Below are 14,687 nucleotides of genomic sequence, written 5' to 3' on the forward strand. Positions count from 1 at the left end.
CCAGGAAACGTGCCATCATCGCCTGAACCCGATGCCAATTCTCGGTTTCCTTCGCGATCTGTTTCCGCCCATCGCTATGGTGAAAGCGGAATCCTTCCCCGTTTTGGCAGGTGCGTGCCGTCAGCGGCCTGACAGCATCGGCGACAGGCAGAAATTGGATGAGTTCGTCTTGCCGGTGATCTTCTTGCGGTTTTGCCCATCCAGGCCGATGGAGTATATGTTCCAGGCGCCTTCGTCGTCGGAGCAGAACATCACTCCTTTGCTGTCGGGGGTGAAGATGGCATTCACTACGCGGCGCAATCTCGCCGAAAGGAGGACATCCTGCCTCTTCCCGTCGGGATCGACCAGGCGCACCCCGTTGTCCGACTGCAGCAGGAGCATGCGGCTGTCGAGAGACCAGGTGGGAAAGAAGACCACCTCGTCGGTCACCTTTTTTCTGCCGGTGCCGTCTGCCCCGATCACCCAGACACCGGCATCCTTGGCATCCGCCTCCGTCTTTGCAACGGCCACGTAGGCGATGTATTTTCCGTCAGGCGACCACTTGGGCCGAACATCGATGGTCGGGGAATCCGTCAGGCGGCTGCTGTGCCTTCCATCGGAGGTTATCACGTAGATACCCCCGTTGTCCGGATCCCCGTAGCTGACTGCCAGGCGCCTGGCATCTGGCGCCCAACAAGCGGATGGGTTGCGTCCGGACCCCGGCAACCGCATCTGTGCGCCGGTCTGCAGGTCGAGTACGTAGACCGAGTTCAGGGGAGCCTTGGTCGCGGCTAGAACCTCCGGATCGTCGCGGTCGGGGCTTTCATACGCCGAGATGAAAAACAGCTGCCGGGAATCCGGCGCCCAGGCGAAATCAAGCACGGGAAAATCAAGGAGCCGCTTCTGGTTGCCGCCCGTTGCATCCATTGTGTACAGAAGATACTGATAGGGGAGGCGGTACCTTTTCAGGATCTCCGCGTCCTGGGTGCGCGCGGTGAAGAAGGCGATCTTCTTCCCGTCGCGCGACCATGAGGCAAACCGGAGTTGTGCCATCTGATCGGGCGCGAGAAGCTTGGACCCGGTGGTATCGGAGTTCATGGTAAAAATGCCGAATTGCCCGGTGCGGCTCGGCGTGAACGCGATTTTGTAACCTCCCGATCCGCCTGGCGTCTGGGAACAAGCCGTGCACAGGATAAACACCCAAGGAGCAATCCGTGAACCGAGTTTCATCACTCTCCCCGCACAATAAAGAAGCTGGCATCATTCCACATTTTGCAGCGCCCCACATTCCCGTCGCGAGGGTTCTGACTGCAAATAGATTAGTTTCATTATAAGTGAAAAAACTCCCACCGGTTGCGGAATTCCCTGGCGGCCATTGCTCGCCGGCTTTGTCGTAGTCGCGGCGGCGGTGCATACTTGATGAATGGGCTGTGCAGGACGGCGGCCGGATGCCGGCCTCCTTGCTGCCTGAGGAGGGAGAAATGAAAAAGATTGGTGTCCTTGGCTCCGGAACCGTCGGCGAGGTTCTTGCCGATGGACTGCTCAAACATGGCTACGAGGTAATGCGCGGCTCCCGCGACCCGGGCAAACTCGCGGACTGGAAAAAGCGCGCCGGCTCCCGCGCGCGCACGGGAACCTTCGCCGAGACTGCGCGCTTCGGCGAACTCATCATGCTGGCCGTGAAGGGATCAGCCGCGGAGTCGGTCCTCGACCAGTGCGACGCCGCCGCCCTGGCGGGCAAAACCGTGATTGACGCCACCAATCCCATCGCCGACAAACCGCCCGTGAACGGCGTACTCTCGTTTTTCACGGGCACGAACGAATCGCTGATGGAGAGGCTCCAGCACAGAATCCCCACGGCCCGCTTCGTCAAGGCCTTTTCCTGCGTCGGGAACGCCTTTATGGTGAATCCCGATTTCGCCGGTGTTCGCCCGACCATGTTTATCTGCGGCCATGACGCCGGTGCCAAGGAGGAAGCCGGGGAGATCCTCGATCGCTTTGGATGGGACGTCGAAGACATGGGGGAAATCGAAGCGGCGCGAGCCATAGAGCCCCTGTGCATGCTCTGGTGCATACCGGGCCTGCGCGAGGACCGCTGGAACCACGCGTTCAAGCTTTTGAGGAAGTGAGCGGCTCCGGATCCGGATCTGCAGTGGATTTTGACCTGCTGTCTCCACTACTGACATAAAATTCGGACTCGCCCGTCGCGTACGAAGGGGTTGAGACGGTGAACAGAGTGGTCGGGGTACTTTTTTTCGTCTTCGTTCCGTTGACGGCCCATTGCCGGCAGTTTGCCACCGACCCAATCGAGCCCGAGTCATGCAGGCACGCACCCGGATGCCCTGCGTTCAGGTTGCAGGGCTGCAACGGTGGGTGGGACTCGTCGGGAATCGGTTCGGGTGCGGCCAGGCAGGTGTTGTTTTGGGATGCATGCGGCACGGCAGGCGTTTGGCCGCGCCCGGGGGCGCAATCCGCATCCACCCGACCTGCCCGGCCCAGGCCCCAGAGGCCGCATTTGATCGAGTTGAGCGCCGCGAACTGGCGGCCGCTTACCCCTCAGGAGAAGCGCAGCCTGTTCGTGCGCGACCTGTATAATTGGGAAACCCACCTCTCCCTGATCCTGGACGCCGGCTTCTCCCTTGCCATTGGAGACCGCTCGTATCTGGGTGGGGGCGCCGCCGGCCTGGCCCGGAGGGATGGCCTCAATATCGCCGACGAGGTCAATTTCACCTTTTTCAATGCCTACCTGTTCCCGGCCATTTTCCACCAGGACCCCCGTTATATTCCGCTCGACCATGGCACCCGCGGCGCGCGGCTTGGCTACGCGTTGAGCCGGGTCGTTATCACCCGGTCCGATTCGGGCAGGTCCGAGTTCAACAGATCCAAGATCGTGGGCACGGTCCTTGCCACATCACTCTCGAGCGCCTATTACGCCGCCGCCGGTGCCGATGTGGGGGTTGGCGGGAATTTCGCCAGCATGGGAATCAACCTGGCGTCGGATGCCGCGTTCGACGTGCTCAAGGAGTTCTGGCCCGATGTGGCGCGCAAACTCAAGATGAGCGTCTGGATCAGGAATCTGGTCCGGGCCGCCCTCCGGGATTCAATTCGTGTGAGTTAAGGAGAGGGAAGAGGATGGACCGTTCATGACTGCCTCATCAGGCAATTCCAATCATTGCAGCCTGGCGTATTCGGCTTTGGCTTCCTTCAGGATCGGGATGTCGGGATCTGCGTCCATCCAGAGTTTGAGGAAATCCTGGTATGATTGCCGACTTCCCATTATGTCACCCGCTAGCCTGGCTGAGCGCGCAAGGTAGAGGTGTGCCAGGGGGTATCGAAACGAGACCGGGTCGAGGCCTCGGTTATCCAGAATCTTGCGGAATTCGACTGAGGCTGCTTTGCCGTCACCCAAGGCCAGGTAGGCCTGACCGCGCAAAAACATCGCCTGGAATCCGGCGGCGCGCTCATATCGCAGCACAGGCTGCAGAACCCGGATGACGGTCCCGTAGTTGCGGCGCTGCAGTTCCATCAAAGCCTGGGCAATAGGATAGTTGATCTCATTTTCCACTGTGTCGAGCGGTCGGATCTGTTTTTTCCATTCGTCGGCCAGCGACTTGGCATCGTCCACCTTGCCGCAAAGGGACAGAGCATAGAGGGAATTCGCCCGGGCGCCCTCCTTGGATAGAGCCAGCGCTCTTACGGTCTCCTCCGTCACTCCCCCGCAATGGCCGAAGGCGGCCTCTACCATAGCTATCTCAGCAGCATAGGACCCTGCGTTGTCTCGAGCGCCGCGCCGCTCTGCCAGATCGGCTGCCTGCAAAAGCAGGGACCGGGCCTTTTTCAACTGACCGGAGAAGGCGGCCGCATCTCCCTCCCAAACATATCCGAGGTACTCATCATTCCTTCCTGAAAGCCATTGGATCTCCTGAGACATTCCCCCGGGATCCCCGCGAATGGCGGCGATTTGATATTTCACCTCATGCGGCCGAGTTTCGCCGCCCATTTCCTGGGAAAAGATCCGGTTGCATATCTCCTCGGCTTCCTGGAACCGATTGAGCCGCAGAAAGTATCTGGCCAGATTGCCTGCGAGCACAAGGGATGGCTGGAGGCGATGAGCTTCGCCGGCTTCTGCCAGAGCCATTTCAATCTGGCCCAACCGGAAGTAGCGGACGGCAAGAGTATTATGAGCTACCGCGTCCTTCGGGTAAGTCTGCTTCCAGAGCTTCGCTGCCTCTATGGCCCGATGAAGATCTCCGTTGAAAATGAAGTGATAATAGCATTCGATCCGCAGTCTCTCTCTTTCGCTTACACGCTCCCGCAGCTCGAACGCCCTCTGGATTGCCTGCCGGCTCAGGTTGCTCTGGAACATGTTGCCGTACGTGGTGGCTAGGGTCGCGTACGCAGTGGCGAAGTTGGCATCCAGCTCCGTAGCGCGCTTGTAGAAAACGATGGCATCCGCATACTTTCCCTTATCACGGATTTCGTTTCCCATTACGAGGGCTCTCAGGGCTTCCAGCGATGACGTCGTCGCCTGTTCCAGCGGAGCATTGAATCTTTTCATCGTGCTCAGCGGCTCGCCGAGCTTCCTCCGCAGATTCGCTGCAGCTCTGCGGAGTTGGGGCAAAACCGCTTCTTTGCTTGCAGCCTCGATCTGCTCCATGACCAGGACACTTCCCGATTGGGGTTCGACAGCCTTTAATTGAATGGCGTACGTGCTTCCCAAGGCCGCGATCGAGCCGCTGATCATTGCCTTCAAGCCCTGACGCAGGCAGATCTCCCGCCCGATTTCGTTGCTGATGCGCGTGTCCGCGGGCCGGTCCATGAGTCGCAGCGTTTCCCGCACCCTGTCATCGGGGTAGATATTCAGGAACGGGGACTCCAGCAAATTGGCCGCCAGTGCCTCTTTGAGCGTCCCATCGAAAACTGAGTCTCCCGTGGTGTTCATGAAATCGGCCAGGAGGATGGTGTCCTGCTCGGTGAGCGCGGGGGCGCGCCGGAAATACCAGAGGCCCGCGATGGCCAGAATCATAACTGCAGCGGCCGCAGGGATGTACCAATTCCACCGTCTCGCTCTGCCTGGGGCCATTGCTGAAACGGCTGTCCCGCCCGCAGGTATGCCCCCGACAGGAGCCGCATCCCCGCTTGCCGGGGCGGCCGACGCTCCTGTGCCGGGAACAGGCGCGCCGATTGCAGCCGAGCGCCTGGAATCCGAATCCCGCTTCAGGCGCTCAAAATCGGCCCGCATGTCTGCCACGGTCTGGTAACGTAGCTTGCGGTCCTTCTCCAGCGCTTTATTGATGATGCGTTCCAGCTCGTCGGGCAGGTCCGGATTAATGCGGACCGGTGCTGTGGGAGCTTTGTGAAGGATGGCATCGAAAGTCGCCGCCGAAGATGTCCCGCGGAACGGCAGCACGCCCGTTGCCATTTCGTAAAGCACCACACCGAAAGAAAACAAATCGGTCCGGGCATCCAGCTCCTCAGCCAGCGCTTGCTCGGGCGACATGTAGGCGACCGTGCCGACGGCAGTGCCGGGGCTGGTGAATTGTTCCTCGGTTGCCTCCATAGTCGCCATCTGCGAAGGCGCCTCCGCCGCTTCACGCCATTCCGCCGCGAGCTTGGCCAGGCCAAAGTCGAGGATCTTGGCATGGCCCCGTTTGGTGACAAAGATATTCGCGGGCTTGATATCCCGGTGCACGATCCCCTGGGCGTGGGCCGCATCCAAACCATCGGCAATTTGAATCGCCAGATTGAGAATCTCATCTGTCTGAAGCGGCTTGCCGAGGATGCGCTGCTTCAGCGTCTTCCCTTCCAGCAACTCCATGGCGATGAAGTCCTGGCCCTTGTACTCATCGATTTCATGGATCGTGCAGATGTTGGGATGATTCAGCGCCGAAGCCGCGATGGCTTCACGCCGGAACCTTTCCATGGTGTGTGGATCCTTGGACACTGCTTCCGCGAGGAATTTCAGGGCGACGAATCGGCGGAGCTTTGTGTCCTCTGCCTTGTAAACCACACCCATCCCTCCACCGCCCACCTTCTCAACGATCCGGTAATGCGAAATGGTCTGGCCGATCTCGGGCATGCGCGCCTCCGCTGCGGCATGTGATGTTGTGAAAGGCAAATTGAACTTATTATAAAGCAGTTTTTCCTGGAGTCTTGGCGTTCACGGGATTATTCCGCTCATCCGCGCAGCAACTCTGTAAGTTTGGCCCGGAGATCCACGGCGTGCGCGGGGCGACGCGCCGGATCTCTGGCGAGTGCCGCACGGAAAAATAGCGCCAGACTCTCCTGACAAGCGGGAAGGAACTCGCGAATGTCGGGGATCTTTGCGAGCGAGATCATCCGCAGAGCTTCCGAGGCCGTGGTGCCCGCCAAAGGGTGTCTTCCCGCGATGGCTTCGAAAAGTACGATTGAAAGGCTCCAGATATCGAAGGAGACATGAGGCGGTTTGTGGTTTACCGCCTCCGGCGAGAGGTATCTGAGCGTCCCGGCGATGCCATCCCGTGAAATCAGAGAATCCCGGCCCGGCATGGGAACCGTGACTGTGGTGGAAGATGAGGATGCTTTGATGCCGGCCCGCCTGAGGCGCTGCTCCCCAGGCGCGTCACCCATAATCCGGGCGAGGCCGAAATCCAGCAGTTTCGGAGTGTAGTCGATCGTGTACCCGATGTTGCTGGGCTTGATGTCGCGGTGGAGAATCCCATTGGAATGGATCTTGTCCAACACACCGGCCAATGTGATTCCGAGACGGATGACCTCAGCCAGCTCGATGCGCTCCCGCATCAGGCGGTCGGCAAGCGTGCCGCCCTCGAGGAATTCGAAGATCAGTATCGGAATGCCCCGCCAGGTTTCAGCCCCGAAGATCAGGGCCAGGTTGGGATGCATGACTGCCGCCATCGCCCGCGCTTCGCGGCGCAGGCTGACGGATCGGTCCGGCGACACGGTCGGGAGGGTCTTGAGTGCGACCGCGCGCTGAAGAGCAAGATCCAGCGCGCGATATACAACTCCCATGCCGCCGGCGCCCACTTCCTTTTCGAGACGGAACTTGCCCAACAGGAGATACGGAAGCGAGATCGGCTCCAACTGCCCGCCGCACAAGCTGCAGCGCTCCCCCTGCAGCGGCTGGATGCTGAAGCAGATTCGACATTTGGCTGCGCACTCTTCCGCGGCAGATCCGGATTCGCCTGCCATTGACGTCCGCAGTCCCGGAGGAGGCGAAATCGCCGTACCTTGTGAGGAAGTGCGCGCCAGCCGGTTTTCCAGCACCAGGGCGGCCGAAGCGCCGATCGCACGCAACAGAAGCCGGTCCTCCCTGGAAAAGGGCAGTTCGCTCTTCTTTTCACCGAGTGCGAGGAGGCCAACTGCCGTCCCGTTGGAGGAGATGATAGGAACAATCAGGCGGAACGCGCCGTCCGCCAGCCATTGCTGGTCTTCCAACGGGAGGCGCCGCAGCGGAGAATTCACGTCCTCCAGGTCAACATCCAGCGGCTGGGCCCCGGTCTCGATCAGCCCCGGCAGGCGCGTGGTCAAACTCAGCGGTCGCACTCTCCCAGAGGAAGGCTTGAACTGGCGATTCGACTCATCCAGAAGGAGAATCGCCAGAGTCTCGACGTGAAGCGCGCAATCAATTTCAGCACTGAGTCGAGATGCCAGATCCTGGGAACTCCTGGCCTCACGGCAACTGTCGACGAGCGCGGCGAGAATATGGTGCGCCTCATAATGCTCACGAAAGAATCGGCGGTCAATCGCATCGAAGACTACTCGCCGAAACCGGTAGGCAATCAACCCCAGCCCGGTTCCGGCAACAAGCTCGAGCGGCCGCCAGCCGGACAGCAGCTTGGTGATGGTCTCGTCCCGGTGCCCGTATAGATACGCCAATAACACCATAATCGGGAGCCCGGCAACAGCCAGTATCGTATACCGCGCCAGCGCATATTGGATGGCCTTGCGGACGATGACTCTGATATCAAGAACATGATGGACCAGGACGGAATAAGTGGTCGTAAACGGAATGGACAGGAGAAAGGGGAAAACCAGAATGCCGCTGAGGAGCATGGTGGAGCGAACGTACATGCGCTCCCTGAAAGCCGGGATCAACACTTCCAGCAGAGTGATGCTCAGAAGGGGGGCGGAACCGATGATGATGCCGGCGATGAAAAGCCCCACCCTGCGGCGCTCCTCGACGCGACCTCGCCGGGCTTTCCAAACGGCAAAAAGCAGCGCCGGCAGTATCAGCGCGAACAGAACCAGCCAATAATAGTTGTTTTCGGACCTACGGTCCAGGAGCGACGCCAGGAACGCAAACCGGGTTGAGCTGCCGGTGAATAATCCGGTCTCCCACAAGAAGCTGGCCAGAAACAGGACCGTGCCGGCAACCAATGACAATCTCAGCGCAACCCGGAAAATGCCTCGTGCCGGAACCGGCATTTCCCCTCGTGGAAAATCCCGCACAAACAGCCAAAGAAAATAGGCGATGAAGGCGGAAGGCTGCAGTGCGAGGACCGAAGCAATGGCCACATCCGGAATTGCGGGTGCGAGGGTGAAAAGCCGGTGGATCAGGAAGTCGGCAAATGTGGCCGCGGTGGCAAGAAACACCACACCGAGGTTGACCGCCCTGGAGTCGCGCCTCCCCGCGAAAATCAGCAGGCCGGCCGCCGTTGCATACGCAAGCACAAGGGCAAAGAAAACACCCGGCGGAAACGGACTCGTGGATGAGGATATCCCTCTGGTATAGCCCCAGGCAAATCCGGCTATTCCCACGAGGGCTTTCGCGGAGGCAATGCCTATGCAAGCCCAGGTCCAACGAGACGTGATCAGGTTCGGCGGCCGCAGATCGCTTTGAGTCGGCTCCCGGCTTCTTTCCACGCCTACCCCGCGCGCCCGGACCGTGCGATCTTCGATTTCTCAGTCGGACAGAATTGGGCCCTGGCAGCAAAGTCCGGCGTCGAGACCAGTCTCCTGATGCGTTCGAGCGCCTCTCCCTCTACTTCCTGTGCCGCCGCCAGAGCCACATCGGCATCAATGGACTCCAGCCCCTCAGCCTCCACGATAGTCCGTGCCGCTACCCCGACCTTACGCGCGTGGGACATCAGGTATTTGCGTTTCTGGCAATCCTCGAGCAAATCGGGATCGGCGGCAAAGATCTTCAAAAAATGGGGCCGGTAGCGGTCTTTCAAGGCTGCGACTGCGTCTGTCTCCACTGGCGTGAGTTTGACTCCGAGGCCAAATGCCACCAAACAGAGCGATAATACGTCCTCCACATACCCATTCACGTCGTTTCCAGCTCTCGACATCACTTCCTCCATGCCTATGCCTTCAAAAGGTGAGAAGCCAAATCCACGCCTCTACAGGTAAGGGGACCCGTCACTATGTTCTCATCCTGCGCCATCGAAAATCGATCCAGAGCAATGCCCTCGAATCTTGGGTGGTTCAATGGTTCAAAGCCATCAACCCTCCCGTTGAAGCGGCGGGAGGAACCGCTTGTCGGCTCTTGCCCGGCCCTCTCCGCGTGCACATGATTTCTCCTTGCCCTCAGGCCTCCAGGCGGCCCGCCGGGCTCGGCGCGCAATCAGTTTCGGCAAGAACTGACGGGAAAATACTTGACGTGAAAGAGATTATATCCTCTCGTTTCAGAAGTTGGCAATCTCAATTGCTGCTCAGACGGATTTGCCCTGCATTTCGCAGGAGTCGCACCGTCTAACCTGAATTCGTCATGAAGGAGAACCGCACGCCCGTGAAAAACGACAGAATTCGACGCGGACCAAGACCGAACCGTCGGCGTCGATCCGCGTTTTTCCGCGTCCAAAGCTGCATTTGGGTCGCACATTCATGAATACTCCGGGCTAAAGGCAGACACGTTCCCAAAGCCGGCAGGTTTTCAGCCTGACTGGGAAGAGGACTATGATGCAGGAACCAACTCTCTTTTCATCCAGTAGCTCCCTCCCATCACATAAGAACAAAGCGGCATTTCCTCCGAGGAAGACAGAGCTCTGGCAGAGAACTTTTCACCGGTTTCCACTGCGGATTTCTCTATGGACTCAAGCAAGGCACTCATTTCCGCCAGATAAAACTCAGTTTCCTTCCACAGGAAATAGTAATTGGAAAATAATGTATGAAACATGCTGTTGTTGATCAAAAAAGCCGCAAGAAAATATTCTTCATTAAAAAACCTCTTGTAATAACGGAAGAAACTCGTCGGATAATCGTAGGGAAGAAAAATGTCATGAAAGTGAATTACGACTCCGCGTTTCAGCGCGGGAATTATGTCGAAAAAAAGGTAAATCAGATCCGATTGGGACTTGACCACATGCGAGCTGTCAATGAACAAAATATCGTTTTCATTCAGTTCCTGGAAATACGATAGCGGGACATTCTGCAGCTCATCGATGATAAGTGCGTAATTCGCGGCCGAGATTTTTCTCAAATGATTGTTGAAATTCTGATCGGGATTCGGCTCGATACAGGAAATCCTGCCGGTCCCGTTCTTGCCCAGCGCCCTGAGGGCGATCAACGTCGACTGTCCTGAGCCGACCTCGATGATCCGCAGAGGCCTCTCTTTTCGAATTATTGAGTAATACAAATAGGAATCAGAAACGGGAAACATCCCGTTTACCCAGAAAAACTCGGCACTCTTCTCGAGTTTGAATGGAACATCCAATAATTCTCTCTGGTAGATCGTCAACTTTGAGAAATACTCCTTTTGTTCTTCAATATCGAAATCCAGCAGCCCGGGATCTACCACATATTCCCCTGGAACAGCCGTATCAAGATCCTTCTTGAATGGTATGGGAGAGTAATAATCCGATGCCACTACATTGAATCCCGAATCTTCAGCGATTGGCCATATATCGATGTAATACTGCCTGTTTTCATTACAGTACTTTCCAATAAGCGGAAATATCTTCTTAGCGAACTCAATGCGTTGCTCATGATTCATGGCGTTAAACGAACTTTGATAATCTTCCATGGTTCTGCCTTCGGTTACGGTATTTCCTCTATGGACACAGAAACCGCCATCGCGCCGGCAATGCTAACGAATGGCAGGGATTGTTTTTCATCGGCGCGAGAAGAATAGCTCCGTTTCAGGTGGAAAAAAAGGGAATAGGCGGAGACGGAAAGCCGTGTCATCAGCTTGCTCTGCACCTCATTCGAAGGTGGGCCGCAGATATCGATGTGCGCCATCCACTTTTGCTCGGCCGAGGCGGCTCCACTTTTCGGACTGGCCCGCGGCCGATCATTTAACGAAACCCGCCAAAATTCCTGTTTGCGTCGCGACGAAGTTGCGCCGGCCCCATGGGCCGACAAAAAGTCGGCTAGACCGGTGTCGGATCGCGTTCCGAGACGATCACGATCTGCATGTCCCGGGCGAGGCTGACGATCCTTTGCACCAGATGGTGGGACAACCAGGGCACCCGCACGCGCTCCGAGGGGCGGGCGAGAAAGATCTGCGTAATCTGATTGCGACGCGCGAAATCGACCAGGGCCGGCGCCACGTCTTTGCCCTCGAGGATTCGGGTCTCAATGCGCAGGTTGCGCGCAAAGTTCAGGTGTCGCTCGATCCGGTCGCGATCGGAATCCGGCAGGCTGCTCAAATCGCCTGACGGCTGAATGGCTACCGCAAAACACTCCGCCGCAAGGAAATCGCTCATGCGTTTGGCACGGCGTATCAGCATGGCGGTCTGCGGGTCCGCCGTCGCCAGAAGAACGACTTTGTGACGCTTTTGTTGGCCCTCCTGACCTTCCCCGCTACCCATGCCGCCATCCGCCACGACACGGTGTTCCAACTCGTGGGCGGTCTCACGCAGGGCCAGCTCGCGCAGGGCCACAAGATTCGATTCCCGGAAAAAGTTCTCCCGGGCGCGTTCAGCCTTTTCGCGGTCGTAGATGACGCCGCGCTCAAGGCGGTGCAGCAAGGCTCGCGGCGTGAGATCGACAATCACTATCTCGTCGGCCCGATTTACAACCCAGTCGGGGATGGTTTCACGCACGCGTATGCCGGTGATCTGCCGGATCTGGTCATTCAGACTCTCGAGGTGCTGGATGTTCATCGTCGTCAGGACGTGAATTCCAGCGCTGAGCAATACCTCGATGTCCTCCCAACGCTTCACTCGTTCCGATCCCGGCACATTAGTGTGGGCATATTCATCGACCGCACAGATTTGAGGACGCCTGGCCAGAATCGCATCGGTGTCCATCTCCTCGAAGACGGAGCCGCGATACGAGATGGCCTGCCGGGGAACGATCTCCAGCCCCTCCGTTTTGGCAATGGTGTCTTTGCGCCCATGGGGTTCAAAGTAACCGATGACCACATCAAGATGCTGGGATTTCAGCGCCTGCGCTTCCTCGAGCATCTTGTAGGTCTTGCCGACCCCGGCTGCGTATCCTATGAATACTTTCAGTTTTCCACGTTCGGTTTCGGCCATTTGCTATTGCGGGAAAATCCGCACGTCCATGCCCTGCGAACGACGGATGAGTTTGTCGACCGGATCGCCCCACATGCGCGCCCGAAGGCCCGATTGCTGGGTATGTCCGATGAAGAGTTGCGTGATGCCTCGCAGCCTGGCAAATTCGAGAAGCGTTTCGACCTGATCCTCTCCCTCCAGAATCTGGATCGCGGCGCCTGCCGCCCGGGCGATGGCCAGCTTCACTTCGAGCGCCTCGTGATCCGCAGGCAAGAGATTGGGCTGCTTCACATATGCGACGACGGTCTCAGCGTGGAATCTGGCTGCGATGATGCCGGCGGTTTCGAGCATCTCGCGTATGTTCGCACGTGGTGTCATGCACACAAGGATACGTTCCTGCGTGGCGAACTGCTGTCTGATGCCATGGCGCTTCAGGTACTCAGTCAACTGATAATCGACGACGTCTGCCGCAAGTACCAATGCCATTTCCCGGAGCTTCAAGAGCTTTTGCGCCCGGATTTCAGCGTCGCCTTGTTCCTCAGGTGAGCGCTCGAGCGGCTGTTCGGGCGGCGCATCGACAATCTCGATTTCCTCGGCGCTCTTAATGAATGAGATCGGCACCGTCTGGTTCACATGTTTGCCGGTGATTGCCTCCACCTGCTCCCGCAACTCGTCGATGTATTGGATGTTGATGGATCCGATCACTTTGATTCCGGCCCTGGTAAGGTCCTGGACATCCTGCCAGCGTGTCGGGTTTCGTAGGCCCGGGGGATTGTCGTAGGCCAGACCGTCAATGAAACAGACGGCAGGGTGCCGGCGAATGATGGCGTCGACATCAATCGAGGCCCCATCACCGAAGGTCCTGAGAGGTATCACCTCGAGCTTTTTCATCAGCGTCACGACCTCGGAAGGAACTCGTGGCTGGACCGCACCGACGACGACATCCTGTCCCCGCTCGTGACGACGCCGAGCTTCGTCCAGCATGCGAAATGACTTCCCGACCCCGGAGGCATATCCGAGAAAAACCTTGAGGTGCCCTCTTGCGGAAGACTCTTCCTCGTCCTGGACCTCGCGCAGAAGTTCATCGGGCGTCTTACGACCCTTTTCGCCCATAGGCATTCTCCAGCACGCAACTGCTCACCCCATGAGGCAAGTATATCCCTTTTCCTTTTAGAAACTCGCAATTCGACACAGTGTGTGGAGTGGCACCTGGCGTATTCGGGGCCCAGTTCTTATAGTGCACAGGCTCGTTCTTCACCTCGAATGCATGTTATGCTATGTCCGTTGATTTCAGCGCTCGCTGGCACGCCGGTTTGGAAATCGGCACCCACATGAGTCATGTCGTACCGGACGCAAATCTGATTCAGGTGGACGACGCGCGAGTCGACGTGTACCAAAAAACTCATAGTCCGGCGGCGTTTCGGGCCTCATGCGCGCGAACGCAGGCCGGCTTTCGCAATAGCAGGCGGCAATATGCAGCAGAAAACCGAGACCATGTTCTTTCTGGGCGCCGGGCCGCTCGCAGCAATTCTGCTGGGAATGGCACTCGTGCCCCTGCGGGGCTTCACCTCGGCTTCTAATTTCAGTTTCATTTTCATAGTCCTGACGATCCTGATTGCCGAATACGGCGGGCTCCGGGCCGCGGTGGCGACGGCTTTGTGCTCTGCCGCGAGCCTCGATTTTTTCCTGACGCAGCCGTATCTGCAGCTTACGATTGCGGACAAGCACGATATCATCGCATTCTTTGGACTCACCCTGTGCGGCCTTGTCGCCGCGACGCTGGGCTCGCAACGTGAAGAGAGGGTGGCCCAGATAAGCTCCGCCCGGCGGCAGCTCGATCTGCTCCACGCCGCCATCACGGGGCTGGAAAGTTCTGATCAGCTCCAGTCGCGGCTCGGCCAGATCCTCGACGCCGCCCGTATCGCTTGTCCTCTCGCAGCCGCAGCCATCCGCGACGAGCGCAACTCCGTGCTGGCCGCTTTTCAGCAAGGGGAAGCAATCTCGCGCGTGCCTGTGAAGGTCCTCTCGCCTCTATGGCTGCTTCCTCGGAAGACGGGGGAGAGTGACCTCTCACCCCGAGACCTTCCGTTTCCAAAGGAAGGGGCGCGGCTGGCTCTCGTCGTTGGAAGCCACCAATTCGGCTGGTTGGACCTCTGGGGAGACGGCAGGCCCGCGGACGCAGAAACACGCCGCGTACTTTCCGACGCCGCGATCCTCCTTGCCATCCAACTGGCAGAGGCTGAAAAAAACATAAGGACGCAGGTCTGATCCTGCCCCTTCTCGCACACACCGAGGCCCTTCTCTGCAACT

At 58.3% G+C, this 14,687-nt stretch carries 11 protein-coding genes; 3 read left to right on the forward strand and 8 right to left on the reverse strand.

What is annotated here, in order from left to right:
* Nucleotides 1–120: 120 nt before the first annotated feature.
* Nucleotides 121–1,209 (reverse strand): hypothetical protein, encoded by a 1,089-nt coding sequence (locus LAP85_21180; protein ID MBZ5498919.1) that lies wholly within the window; start codon nt 1,207–1,209, stop codon nt 121–123.
* Nucleotides 1,210–1,427: 218 nt separating this feature from the next.
* Here LAP85_21180 and LAP85_21185 point away from each other — a divergent pair, with 218 nt between their 5' ends.
* Nucleotides 1,428–2,108 carry an NAD(P)-binding domain-containing protein gene (locus LAP85_21185; protein MBZ5498920.1) on the forward strand — a complete coding sequence of 227 codons (681 nt, stop codon included), beginning with the start codon at nt 1,428–1,430 and terminating at the stop codon, nt 2,106–2,108.
* Nucleotides 2,109–2,494: 386 nt separating this feature from the next.
* A complete protein-coding gene (locus LAP85_21190) occupies nt 2,495–3,097 on the forward strand; it encodes a hypothetical protein (protein ID MBZ5498921.1) in 603 nt (200 codons plus the stop codon).
* A 51-nt stretch (nt 3,098–3,148) separates the two neighbouring features.
* On the opposite strand, the gene LAP85_21195 is transcribed toward LAP85_21190, so the two are convergent.
* The 7 genes from LAP85_21195 to LAP85_21225 form a co-directional block, all read right to left on the reverse strand.
* Nucleotides 3,149–6,058, reverse strand: a complete 2,910-nt coding sequence (locus tag LAP85_21195) for a protein kinase (GenBank protein ID MBZ5498922.1) — start codon at nt 6,056–6,058, stop codon at nt 3,149–3,151.
* A gap of 98 nt (nt 6,059–6,156) precedes the next feature.
* Nucleotides 6,157–8,841 (reverse strand): protein kinase, encoded by a 2,685-nt coding sequence (locus LAP85_21200; protein MBZ5498923.1) that lies wholly within the window; start codon nt 8,839–8,841, stop codon nt 6,157–6,159.
* Nucleotides 8,842–8,843: 2 nt separating this feature from the next.
* On the reverse strand, nt 8,844–9,269 hold the full coding sequence (locus tag LAP85_21205; protein ID MBZ5498924.1) for a hypothetical protein: 426 nt from the start codon (nt 9,267–9,269) through the stop codon (nt 8,844–8,846).
* A 605-nt stretch (nt 9,270–9,874) separates the two neighbouring features.
* Nucleotides 9,875–10,942, reverse strand: a complete 1,068-nt coding sequence (locus tag LAP85_21210) for a class I SAM-dependent methyltransferase (protein ID MBZ5498925.1) — start codon at nt 10,940–10,942, stop codon at nt 9,875–9,877.
* A gap of 14 nt (nt 10,943–10,956) precedes the next feature.
* Nucleotides 10,957–11,157, reverse strand: a complete 201-nt coding sequence (locus tag LAP85_21215; GenBank protein MBZ5498926.1) for a hypothetical protein — start codon at nt 11,155–11,157, stop codon at nt 10,957–10,959.
* A 131-nt stretch (nt 11,158–11,288) separates the two neighbouring features.
* Nucleotides 11,289–12,398, reverse strand: a complete 1,110-nt coding sequence (locus tag LAP85_21220) for a histidine kinase (protein MBZ5498927.1) — start codon at nt 12,396–12,398, stop codon at nt 11,289–11,291.
* Nucleotides 12,399–12,401: 3 nt separating this feature from the next.
* Nucleotides 12,402–13,490 carry a hypothetical protein gene (locus tag LAP85_21225; GenBank protein MBZ5498928.1) on the reverse strand — a complete coding sequence of 363 codons (1,089 nt, stop codon included), beginning with the start codon at nt 13,488–13,490 and terminating at the stop codon, nt 12,402–12,404.
* 360 nt (nt 13,491–13,850) lie between these two features.
* On the opposite strand from LAP85_21225, the gene LAP85_21230 reads away from it, so the two are divergent.
* On the forward strand, nt 13,851–14,645 hold the full coding sequence (locus LAP85_21230; protein MBZ5498929.1) for a DUF4118 domain-containing protein: 795 nt from the start codon (nt 13,851–13,853) through the stop codon (nt 14,643–14,645).
* The last annotated feature ends 42 nt before the right edge of the window (nt 14,646–14,687 follow it).

The organism is Terriglobia bacterium, assembly GCA_020072565.1.
Lineage (GTDB): Bacteria > Acidobacteriota > UBA6911 > UBA6911 > UBA6911 > JAFNAG01.

Excerpts from the sequence above, each read along its gene's own strand:
- LAP85_21180 (MBZ5498919.1), bottom strand. The coding sequence starts at position 1,209 with ATGAAACTCGGTTCACGGATTGCTCCTTGGGTGTTTATCCTGTGCACG.
- LAP85_21185 (MBZ5498920.1), top strand. The coding sequence starts at position 1,428 with ATGCCGGCCTCCTTGCTGCCTGAGGAGGGAGAAATGAAAAAGATTGGT.
- LAP85_21195 (MBZ5498922.1), bottom strand. The coding sequence starts at position 6,058 with ATGCCCGAGATCGGCCAGACCATTTCGCATTACCGGATCGTTGAGAAG.
- LAP85_21205 (MBZ5498924.1), bottom strand. The coding sequence starts at position 9,269 with ATGTCGAGAGCTGGAAACGACGTGAATGGGTATGTGGAGGACGTATTA.
- LAP85_21210 (MBZ5498925.1), bottom strand. The coding sequence starts at position 10,942 with ATGGAAGATTATCAAAGTTCGTTTAACGCCATGAATCATGAGCAACGC.
- LAP85_21215 (MBZ5498926.1), bottom strand. The coding sequence starts at position 11,157 with ATGGCGCACATCGATATCTGCGGCCCACCTTCGAATGAGGTGCAGAGC.
- LAP85_21220 (MBZ5498927.1), bottom strand. The coding sequence starts at position 12,398 with ATGGCCGAAACCGAACGTGGAAAACTGAAAGTATTCATAGGATACGCA.
- LAP85_21225 (MBZ5498928.1), bottom strand. The coding sequence starts at position 13,490 with ATGGGCGAAAAGGGTCGTAAGACGCCCGATGAACTTCTGCGCGAGGTC.
- LAP85_21230 (MBZ5498929.1), top strand. The coding sequence starts at position 13,851 with ATGCAGCAGAAAACCGAGACCATGTTCTTTCTGGGCGCCGGGCCGCTC.